We start from the raw sequence: 10,115 nt of genomic DNA, 5'->3' as shown, positions 1-10,115 counted from the left end.
CTGGCTGAGTGAGGACGAACTCGGCTACTACATAGAGACTTTCACGGCCACCGGGTTCACCGGTGGACTGAACTACTACCGCAACCTCGACCGCAACTGGGAACACAGCGCGCACTTGGCCGATGCGAAGATCCACCAGCCCGCGCTGTTCATCGCCGGATCGGAGGATGCCGTCATCCGGTTCACCCCGACCACCAAGATGGCTCACATACTGTCCGACCTGCGGGCGACCGTTGTCCTGGACGGGGCAGGACACTGGATTCAGCAGGAACGCGCGGACGAAGTCAGCGCCGCACTCATCGACTTCGCCCGCAGCGTCGGCTGAAGACCTACCCGACCACCTGCCGATAGCGTGCGGACAGCATCTGCGGGAATCCGAGGTCACCTTCGATAACCCGGATCGCCAACGGCGCGGCGAGCGCACGCAGACGCACACACCCGGTTTCGCCGATCGCTTCGTACGGAAAGACCGAGAGTTCGTCCGTCCTGCTCTCGATCGCGCCACGCCGCTCGGAGCCGTGCTCGCTCAGCGCGACAGAATCGTCGGCCATCCAACCCCGCTCACGAAGCCGCCGCACACCCTCGGCCCAGTCCAGTTCGCTCCAGGATCGGCTGGCGCGCAACACTTCCGGCGATATCTCGCCGGTCGCACTGTGGGTGATCAATGCCTCGATACCGTCGAGCCCCTCTGTCAGCAGCAGGGCGACGTGTCCGTCGCCGCGGTACTCCCGCAACAGTGTCTGCGCATGCCACAGCACCAGATGTGGTTCATCGGGCCACGGCAGCGCCGCATGCGCCGCGAACAATGGACGGCCCTGCGGGCGTTCGCAGGCATGTTCGGCGGCTTGCCGGGCGAGCGCGGCGGCTTCGCTCACCTCGGGGCCATAGATGTCATCGCCCCATGCCTGCCGAAGCGACCGATCGACGGCACGCATACGAGCTCGGAAAATTTCTGCGGGAGAGGCGATTTCCCATGCGGCAGGGATGACGGCCCGCACCGCGTCCGGATTGAAATTGAAGAACGTAGCGATGGTGACTTCGGCAGGCACCGGCCCGAATGCCGCGGACCGGGACGCGAAGTACATCATGCGCGGATCCGTAATGCCCAACTCGCGGTAGGCATCCGGGCCGTGCGGGGTGAAGTAGATCACCCCGTGTATCGGCTCGAGCGCCCGGAACGTCAGATGGGCACTACGCGGGGAGACGGTAGTCAATGGCGTTGCTCCGGTTATTTATTCGATCACTTCTCGAAGTACCGGCGCGGATTGCGCACCAGAATCGCGTCGATATCGTCGTCGGTGAGTCCCCGCGCCGTCAGCGCCGGAATCACATCCTCACTGATGTGCCGGTAGTTCCACCGCGGCGCCACCTGCGCTTTGGCCTCCGGATCGAACCAGTCGATGTGGCACGCCGCGTCATGCGCGATAACGACCTTGTCCAGGTAGCCACGTCGCACCAGTTCGACGATGGTGTCGATCCGATCCTCGAACGGCAGCAGGACGTCGAGACCGAATCGATCCATGCCGAGCAGCGATCCCGCGTCGGCGAGTTCGGTGAGGTAATCGATATCGGTGGTATCTCCGGAGTGCCCGATCACCACGCGGCTCAGATCCGCGCCTTCCTCGGCCAGTACCCGCTGCGCCACCAGTCCGGATCGGGTGTGCGGGTTGGTGTGTACGGTGATCGGCGCACCCGTTTGCGCCGATGCCTGCCCGACCGCGCGCATGACGCGTTCGACGCCGGGCGTCAGTCCGGGTTCCTCGATGGCGCACTTGAGGAATCCGGCGCGCACACCGGTATCGGCGATGCCCTCGGTGAGGTCCTTGACGAACATTTCCACCATCGGCTCCGGCCGGTCGAACAGCAAACCCGGACCGGTGTAATGGAATTGGAAGGGCACATCGTTGTAGGTGTAGATGCCGGTGGCGACGATGATCCGCAAATCCGTTCTGGCCGCGATCTTCTGGATGCGCGGCAGATAGCGGCCGAGCCCGAGCACGGTCGGATCGAGGATGGTGTCGACGCCGAGGGTTTTCAACTCGTCGAGTTGCCTTACGGCATCGTCGACGCGGGCGTCCTCGTCCCAGTCGGCATAGTTCTGCCGGAATTCCTCGCCGAGTACGAAGACGTGCTCGTGCACAAGGACGCGCCCGAGTTCGGCAGAATCGACGGTTCCGGTGGCGGTGGGAATTTCGGTCAACGGGCTGCCTTGTCTGTGAAGAGATTCGGGTCGAGAGCGCGTTTGAGGATCTTGCCGGTGGCGCCCTTGGGTAGCTGGTCGGTGAACGCGAAGCGGTGCGGCACCTTGTACGCCGACAGCCGCTCCTTGGCCCAGGACCGCAGATCCGCCGGATCGAGTTCGACCCCGGGTGTGGCGGCGACGACCGCGCCGACCTCCTCGCCGTAGTGGTCGTCCGTAATGCCGATCACCGCGACTTCGACGATGTCGGGATGCTCGTACAGCACTTCCTCGACCTCGCGCGGATAGACGTTGTATCCGCCGCGAATGATGAGATCCTTTGCGCGGTCGACGATATAGACATAGCCGTCGGCGTCGACGCGGCCCAGATCGCCGCTCTTCAACCAGCCGTCGGACAAATCGGCGGCGGTCGCCCCCGGCCGGTTCCAGTACCCCTTCATGATGCTGGGGCCGCGCAGGAAGATCTCGCCGACGGTGTCTGCGGGCAGTATCTTGCCGTCGGGATCGCGAACCTCGATCGACGTCCCGGGCAGCGCAGCGCCGACCGAGCCCACCCGCTGTTCGCGATTCAGCGGGTTGTAGGTGGCCGCGCCGGTGGATTCGGTGAGTCCGTAACCCTCGAGAATGGTGCAGCCGAAGCGATCCGAGAAGGCGCGGATCACCTCACCGGGCAGTGACGCCCCGCCGGATGCCGCCAGCCGCAGGCTCGCGAAATCTGCCGCACCGTAGTCACCGGCCGCGTGCAGCATGGCATTCCACATGGTCGGCACACCGGCCACGTGGGTGAGCTGCCGATCGCGGATCATCGCGATCATGGCCCGCGGTTCGAAGGGCGTCACCATGGCGAAGGACGCGCCCGCGTGCAGCGCGGTGAGCAGGCACACCGCCTGCCCGTAGACATGGAACAGCGGCAGTCCGGTGCCGAACCGATCGTCCGGGCCGAGTTGCAGCTGATCGGTGAAGATTCGAGCGGTCTCGGTCAGATTGGCGACGGTGAGTTCGACGCCCTTCGGTTTGCCGGTGGTTCCGGAGGTGTAGAGCAGCACCGCGGTGTCGTCGGCGCGTCGGCGCACCGGTGCGGCCACGGGCTCTGCCGGTTCGGCATGTGCGCCCGGCGTGAGCGCGAGCAATGGCAGATTTCGTTCGGTGGCCGCCTCCCGTGCTGCCTCCTGCGCGCCGTGCCAGGCGATGACGATCCGCGCGCCGGAGTCGTCGAGCACGTACCCGATTTCGGGCGCCGTGGCCATGGTGTTCATGGTGATGGCGATGGCGCCGATGAGCTGCGCGCCCAGATATGCGACGACGAATTCAGCGACGGTGGGCGCCACCAGCAGCACCCGGTCGCCCGTGGCGATACCGGATTCGCGCAGCAGGCCGCCGTAAGCCGCACTGCGCCCGGCCAATTCGCCGTAGGTGAGCTGTGTGTCCGCGGCGAGCAGCGCGATGGCTTCGGGGCGTTCGGCGGCGTGCTGCCAGCACCGGTCGGCGACATTGGTCGGCTGATCCGATGCGGTCGGGGAAGCCGGATTCGCGGGCATGGCTTGCTCCAGTTTCATGAGTGGGCGAGAACTGATGTGACCCAGGCCACGTCGGTGGGTCGGACGCTACTTGAATTTGGCGTCATGTTCAATAGATGTTGTGCCGATACAAGTTGCCCAGCGGCGTCGTGGGGTCGCGGGAGCGGCGGGCGCTGTTACGATCCACCACGTCAGCGAGCCGGACGACAGCGAGTGAGGCAGTGAACGCTCAGGAAGCCACCGAGGACCAGCCCGGTCGGGTGCCCCCGCGGAGCAAGCGTGGCATGCGCACCAGGTCCGCTCTGGTGACCGCGGCGCGCGAGGTGTTCGAACGCGACGGTTTCCTCGACGCCAGGATCAGTGATATCTCCAAGGCCGCCGGGGTCGCCTCCGGGTCGTTCTACACCTACTTCGACAGCAAGGAAGAGATCTTCGCCGCGGTCGTCGAGCAGGTGCGCGAGGAAATGCTGCACCCGCACATCCGGGAGCGGGTCGGCATCGACGACCCGCGTGAGTTGATCGCCGCCGCCAATCGTGACTATCTGCAGTCGTATCGGCGTAATGCGCGGCTGATGGCCGTGCTCGAGCAGGTGTCGAAGATCGATGAGAAGTTCCGGGTGCTGCGCTTCGAGCGCGCCCTGGCCTTCGTCGAGCGCAATGCCGAGATGATCCGGAATCTGCAGGATCGTGGCCTGGTGGACGCCGAGTTGGATGCCGAGGTCACCTCGCTCGCGCTGTCGAGCATGGTGAGCCGCATGGCGTACTTCGTATTCGTGGAGGGGCGGAAGGTGTCCTTCGAGAAGTTGGTGAAAACGCTGAATCAGTTGTGGTTCAACGCTCTTCAGCTGAAAGAAGCTGACTGACCGAGCGTCGGCCACGCGGTCGGCAGGTGTGCACCGATCATTCGTGTGACCCGTATCACGTGACGTGCGACCTCACTTGAACTTGACGTCGGAATCAAGTTCAGTGAGTCTGGGTCACGCCAGTTCGAGCATCAGGAGAGGCTTACGTAATGGGTCGTTTCGACGGAAAGACGGCGATTGTCACCGGAGCCAGCCGCGGTATCGGGCTGGCCATCGCGCAGCGGCTGGTGGCCGACGGTGCGCGGGTCTGTGTGACCGCCCGCAAAAAGGACGCGCTGGACGCGGTGATCGCCGAACTCGGCGGACCCGAGCACGCCATCGCCGTCGCGGGACGAGCCGACGACGTCGAACATCAGACCGAGGCCATCGAGCGCACGCTGCAGACCTTCGGTTCGGTCGACTTCCTGGTCAACAATGCCGGTATCAACCCGGTGTACGGTCCGATGGTCGAACTCGACCTGGCTGCGGCCCGTAAAGTCTTCGAGGTGAACTGCCTGGCGGCGATCTCCTGGGTGCAGCAGGCGCATAAGGCATGGCTGGGCGAGCACGGCGGCTCGGTGGTCAATGTCGCGTCGGTGGCCGGGATCAAGCCTGCGCCCGGCATCGGGTTCTATGGGGCAACCAAGGCGATGCTGGTGCACATCACCCAGGAGTTGGCGGTCGAACTCGGCCCGTCGATCCGGGTGAACGCGATCGCGCCCGCCGTGGTCAAGACCCAATTCGCCACCGCGCTCTACGACGGCCGCGAGGAGCAGGTCGCCTCGGCCTATCCGCTCAAGCGCCTCGGCGTACCCGAGGACATCGGCAGTGTCGCCGCCTTCCTGCTCTCCGATGACGCGGCCTGGTTGACCGGCCAGCTGATCGTCGTCGACGGCGGCGTCACCCTCACCGGAGGCGTGGCGTGAAGGCTTGGCGGGTAACGGAATTGGGCGAACCGGCGCAGGTACTGCGGCTGGTCGAACTAGCCGAGCCCGAGCCCGGTCCAGGCCAGGTGGTGGTGCGGACCCGCGCCGCGGCCGCGAACTTCCCGGACGTACTGATGTGCCGGGGCGAGTACCAGATCAAGCCCGAACTCCCGTTCACCCCCGGGGTGGAACTGTGCGGTGAGGTGGTCGCGGTCGGTGCCGACGTCGACGGCATCGCGATCGGCGACCGAGTGCTCGGCAGTCCGGCGCTGCCCTGGGGTGGGTTCGCGGAATTGGCGGTCATGCATGCCGCGGATGTCTTTCCCGCACCGGCGGCGCTCGACGATGCCGAGGCCGCCGCCCTCTTCATCGGCTATCAGACCGGCTGGTTCGGACTGCATCGGCGCGCCGGACTGCGGGCAGGGGAGACGCTGCTGGTGCATGCGGCGGCCGGTGGCGTCGGCAGTGCGGCCGTGCAATTGGGTAAGGCGGCCGGGGCCACGGTGATCGGGGTGGTCGGCAGCGCGGCCAAGGCCGAGGTCGCGCGGGCGCTCGGCGCGGACATCGTGGTGGATCGCAGCGCACAGGATTTCGTCTCGGTCGTGCGGGAAGCGACCGACGGTCGCGGTGCGGATGTGGTGTACGACCCGGTCGGCGGTGAGGTGTATCAGCGGTCCACCAAGTGCATCGCCTTCGAGGGGCGCATCCTGGTCGTCGGTTTCGCGGGCGGGCAGATCCAGTCCACCGCACTGAATCACGCACTGGTGAAGAACTATTCGATCCTCGGCCTGCACTGGGGCCTGTACCGCGACAAGGATCCGCAAGCGGTGCGCGACTGCCATCTGGAACTGACCGGGCTGGCCGAGCGGGGTGTGGTGAAACCCTTGATCGGCGAGCGGCTGCCACTGGATGACGTGGCTGCCGGACTGCAGCGTCTCGCCGACGGCAAGACCGTCGGCCGTGTGGTCTTCGAACCATGAACGGTGCCAACCGAATTCGACAAGGAGAACCGTAATGAGTAGTGAGACAACCCGGACCGCCATCGTGACCGGTGCGGCACGTGGCATCGGCGCGGCTGTCGCCAAGCGGCTGGCGGCGGACGGCTTCGCGGTCGCCGTTCTGGATCTCGACGAGGCGTCTTGCAAAACCGTTGTCGCCGAGATCGAATCGACCGGCGGCCGGGCGCTCGCGGTCGGCGCGAACGTCGCCGATGAACAGGCCGTCGCCGCGGCGCTCGAGCGGGTCGCCGCCGAACTGGGCGCGCCGACCGTCTTGGTGAACAACGCGGGCATCATCCGCGACAACATGCTGTACAAGATGACCGTCGACGACTGGGACGCGGTCATGGGCGTGCACCTGCGCGGATCCTTCCTGATGAGCCGCGCGACGCAGAAGTACATGACCGACGCGGGCTGGGGCCGCATCGTCAATCTCTCCAGCACTTCGGCGCTCGGCAATCGCGGCCAGGCCAACTACGCCGCGGCCAAGGCCGGATTGCAGGGATTCACCAAGACACTCGCGATCGAACTCGGCAAATTCGGCGTGACCGTGAACTCCGTCGCGCCGGGCTTCATCGAGACCGAGATGACCGCCGCCACCGCCGAGCGCATGGGTGTTTCGTTCGAGGAGTTCAGCAAGACTCTGGTGGCGCGGATTCCGGTGGGGCGCGTCGGCAAGCCCGAGGATATCGCGCACACGGTGTCGTTCTTCGTCAGCGAGGGTGCGTCGTATGTCACCGGCCAGGTGCTCTACGTCGCCGGTGCGCCGACCGTCTGAGGAGCGAATAATGAAGGTATTCAATGGAATCGGCGAACTCGAGCAGGCCGTCGGCACCCATCTCGGCTACAGCGAATGGCACACCGTCACCCAGGAGCAGATCGATCTGTTCGCCGAGGCGACCGGTGACCGTCAGTGGATTCACGTCGACCCGGAGCGGGCCGCGCAGGGGCCGTTCGGCACGACTATCGCCCACGGCTACCTGACCCTTTCGCTGTTGCCGCAGCTGGTCTGGCAGGTGTATCGCGTCGACGGGGTGCAGATGGGAATCAACTACGGCAGCAACAAGGTTCGCTTCCCGTCACCGGTGCCGTCGGGCAGTCGCGTGCGGGCGGGCGTGGAACTGGTGAAGCTCGAGCCGACCAAAGCGGGGGTCCAGGTGACGGCTCTGGTGACCATCGAGCGCGAGGGCGGCGACAAGCCCGCCTGTATCGCGGAAGCGCTGTCGGTACTCGTGCCCTGATAGAAGGGTGAATACGCGAAACGGCCTGTCTCCCTGGTGATATCGGGAAGACAGGCCGTTTTCGGCTCAGAAACCGGCTTCGGTGGCGATCCGGTCGGCGGTTTCGGCGAGTCCGTCGACCAGATCGGTGGTCGGAATGCCCGCGGCCGCCCGGTTGCGGGGGTCATCGAGGGTGCGGCGGTACACGCCCTCGGCAATGACAGCGAGCTTCCACAGCCCGAGCGCATGCCAGAACCCGAGTGCCCGCCGGTCACGTCCGGTGATCGCGAGATACTCCTCGACCAGTTCGGCACGCGACGGAAAACCCGGAAGCATGACCATTTCCGTACCCGGAATGGACGCTTCGCCCGGCATCGGCCAGTAGGCCAGCAGACTGCCGACATCGGCCAGTGGATCGCCGAGGGTGCACAGCTCCCAGTCGAGTACGGCGGCGACCGCACCCGTCTCCGGTGTGGTGATCACATTGCGGAGGTTGTAATCGCCGTGCACGAGCGCGAGTTCGCGCTGTTCGGGAACGGCGGCCCGGAGCCGTTCGGTGAGACGGTCCACCAGCGGCAGGTCCCGTGTTTTCGACTTCTCCCACTGTGCCGACCACCGTTTGAGCTGTCGCTCGGCATACGGTTTGTGACTGGCCAGGTCGATCAGCGCGGTGGCTTCCAGATCGACGGCGTGGATGCGGGCCAACGTTCGCACCAGTGACAGCCCGGCGCCGCGGCGCAGCTCGGGGGTGATTCGCTCGGCGGTCTCGACACCGTCGATGACCAGTCCGTCGACGAATTCCATGAGCACGAGCGCGATCTCGCCCTCGTGCCGGATATCGTGCACGCGCGGCACCGGGACATCGGTGGGCGCCAGGGCCGACATGACGCGGGCCTCCCGCGCCACGTCGTGCGCGGACGCCAGCAGGTGGCCGAGCGGCGGACGCCGCAGCACCCAACGCCGCCCGTTCGCATCGGTGATCAGGAACGTCAGGTTGGACTGGCCGATCCCCACCCGATCGGCCCGCACCGGCGCGGTACACGCCGAACCGAGCGAGGACACCCAGTCCGCGAACGCGGCCGCATCGATATCGAAGCCGGTCGCGTCCGCGGTGGGCTGAATGAGCCCGTTACTTGTCTGCATTCGTTCCTGTCCGTCCTACGCCCCGGTCCTGAACTTACCGAGTTCGGCGCGCGCGATGGCGCGTTTGTGCACTTCGTCGGGTCCATCGGCCAGACGCAATGTGCGCAGGTGCGCGTACATGCTGGCGAGCGGGAAATCGTCGGTGACACCGGCCCCGCCGTGCACCTGGATCGCCCGGTCCACGATCCGCAGCGCCATCTCCGGTGCGGCGATCTTGATCGCCGCGATCTCGACCTGGGCCGCCTTATTGCCGACGGTGTCCATCATCCAGGCGGCCTTGAGGGTCAGCAGCCGGGCCTGTTCGATATCGATGCGGGCCTCGGCGATCCAGTCCTGGATATTGGCGCGCTCACTCAGCTTCTGCCCGAATGTGATTCGCGATTCGGCGCGTGCGCACATCAGTTCCAGCGCGCGTTCGGCCATGCCGATGGCGCGCATGCAGTGGTGGATGCGACCCGGACCGAGCCGAGCCTGGCTGATGGCGAAACCCTCGCCCTCGCCCTTCAATACATCCGTGACGGGGACCCGCACATCGGAGAAATCGATCTCGGCGTGGCCCTCGCGGTCGGCGTAGCCGAAGACCGGCAGATTGCGCATGACCGTGACACCGGGTGCGTCGATCGGCACGACCATCATCGACTGCTGACGGTGCTTGGGTGCATCCGGATCGGTCTTGCCCATGACGATGAGCACCTTGCAGTTCTTGTGCAATGCGTTGGAGGCGAACCACTTCCGGCCGTTGAGCACGTAGTGGTCGCCGTCGCGCGTCATGCGCAGCTGGATATTGGTGGCGTCGGAACTGGCGACGGCGGGCTCGGTCATGGCGAAGGCGGAGCGGATGGTGCCGTTCAGCAGCGGCTCCAGCCAGCGCTCCTTGTGCTCCTGGGTGCCGAAGAGGGTGAACACCTCCATATTGCCGGTGTCGGGCGCCGAACAGTTGCACGCCTCCGGCGCGAGATGCGGGCTGCGGCCCATGATCTCGGCCAGCGGAGCGTATTCCAGATTGGTCAGCCCCGGACCCCATTCGGGATGCGGATGGAACAGATTCCACAGGCCGCGGGCGCGGGCCTCGGTCTTGAGGTCCTCGACGATCTGCGGATGGTGGTGCGGATCGCCGGATGCCGCCATCTGCTTCTCGTATTCCGACTCGGCCGGGTATACGCATTCGTCCATGAAGGCACGCAGATCGCGTTGATACCGCTGGGTGCGCTCGGACGTGCTGAACAGGTCCATCGAGGCTCCGATCGTTGGTGCGGGCGGTCGAAAGTG

Annotated in this window: 11 protein-coding genes; 6 read left to right on the top strand and 5 right to left on the bottom strand. The window is 65.8% G+C overall.

Annotation, left to right across the window (positions count from 1 at the left end):
* Positions 1 to 325, top strand: a 325-nt coding sequence (locus NP3_RS49045; protein WP_169814483.1) for an alpha/beta fold hydrolase, incomplete at its 5' end; no start/stop codon positions are given.
* 4 nt (positions 326 to 329) lie between these two features.
* Here the strand turns inward: NP3_RS49045 and NP3_RS11590 are convergent.
* From NP3_RS11590 to NP3_RS11580, 3 genes are read right to left on the bottom strand one after another with little or no spacing between them, the layout of a single operon-like run.
* On the bottom strand, positions 330 to 1,214 hold the full coding sequence (locus tag NP3_RS11590) for an SCO6745 family protein (protein ID WP_063040528.1): 885 nt from the start codon (positions 1,212 to 1,214) through the stop codon (positions 330 to 332).
* A gap of 26 nt (positions 1,215 to 1,240) precedes the next feature.
* Entirely contained in the window at positions 1,241 to 2,200 is a 960-nt protein-coding gene (locus tag NP3_RS11585; protein WP_063040526.1) for a phosphotriesterase family protein, read from the bottom strand.
* Complete coding sequence (locus NP3_RS11580) at positions 2,197 to 3,738, bottom strand: long-chain-fatty-acid--CoA ligase (protein WP_063040534.1); 1,542 nt, start codon at positions 3,736 to 3,738, stop codon at positions 2,197 to 2,199. The genes NP3_RS11585 and NP3_RS11580 overlap by 4 nt, the downstream gene beginning before the upstream one ends.
* A 263-nt stretch (positions 3,739 to 4,001) precedes the next feature.
* Here NP3_RS11580 and NP3_RS11575 point away from each other — a divergent pair, with 263 nt between their 5' ends.
* The 5 genes from NP3_RS11575 (at position 4,002) to NP3_RS11555 (ending at position 7,724) form a co-directional block, all read left to right on the top strand.
* Complete coding sequence (locus NP3_RS11575; protein WP_063040524.1) at positions 4,002 to 4,580, top strand: TetR/AcrR family transcriptional regulator; 579 nt, start codon at positions 4,002 to 4,004, stop codon at positions 4,578 to 4,580.
* Positions 4,581 to 4,729: 149 nt separating this feature from the next.
* Positions 4,730 to 5,485 (top strand): SDR family oxidoreductase, encoded by a 756-nt coding sequence (locus tag NP3_RS11570; protein WP_063040522.1) that lies wholly within the window; start codon positions 4,730 to 4,732, stop codon positions 5,483 to 5,485.
* Positions 5,482 to 6,465 carry an NADPH:quinone oxidoreductase family protein gene (locus NP3_RS11565; protein WP_063040520.1) on the top strand — a complete coding sequence of 328 codons (984 nt, stop codon included), beginning with the start codon at positions 5,482 to 5,484 and terminating at the stop codon, positions 6,463 to 6,465. Before NP3_RS11570 ends, NP3_RS11565 begins: the two co-directional genes overlap by 4 nt.
* Positions 6,466 to 6,499: 34 nt before the next feature.
* Complete coding sequence (fabG, locus tag NP3_RS11560) at positions 6,500 to 7,261, top strand: 3-oxoacyl-ACP reductase FabG (RefSeq protein WP_063040518.1); 762 nt, start codon at positions 6,500 to 6,502, stop codon at positions 7,259 to 7,261.
* Between the two features lie 10 nt (positions 7,262 to 7,271).
* Positions 7,272 to 7,724, top strand: coding sequence for a MaoC family dehydratase (locus NP3_RS11555; protein WP_063040515.1), 453 nt, complete (start codon positions 7,272 to 7,274; stop codon positions 7,722 to 7,724).
* Between the two features lie 66 nt (positions 7,725 to 7,790).
* On the opposite strand, the gene NP3_RS11550 is transcribed toward NP3_RS11555, so the two are convergent.
* Together NP3_RS11550 and NP3_RS11545 are read right to left on the bottom strand one after the other, a co-directional pair.
* Positions 7,791 to 8,846: a phosphotransferase family protein gene (locus NP3_RS11550; protein WP_063040513.1), complete on the bottom strand. Its 1,056-nt coding sequence runs from the start codon at positions 8,844 to 8,846 to the stop codon at positions 7,791 to 7,793.
* A 15-nt stretch (positions 8,847 to 8,861) separates the two neighbouring features.
* Positions 8,862 to 10,079, bottom strand: coding sequence for an acyl-CoA dehydrogenase family protein (locus NP3_RS11545; RefSeq protein WP_063040511.1), 1,218 nt, complete (start codon positions 10,077 to 10,079; stop codon positions 8,862 to 8,864).
* Between the last annotated feature and the right edge of the window lie 36 nt (positions 10,080 to 10,115).

This window comes from Nocardia pseudovaccinii NBRC 100343 (genome assembly GCF_001613225.1).
Lineage (GTDB): Bacteria > Actinomycetota > Actinomycetes > Mycobacteriales > Mycobacteriaceae > Nocardia > Nocardia pseudovaccinii.
Note: the sequence above shows the minus strand (reverse complement) of the source record. Positions and strands in the feature narration are given on the sequence as shown.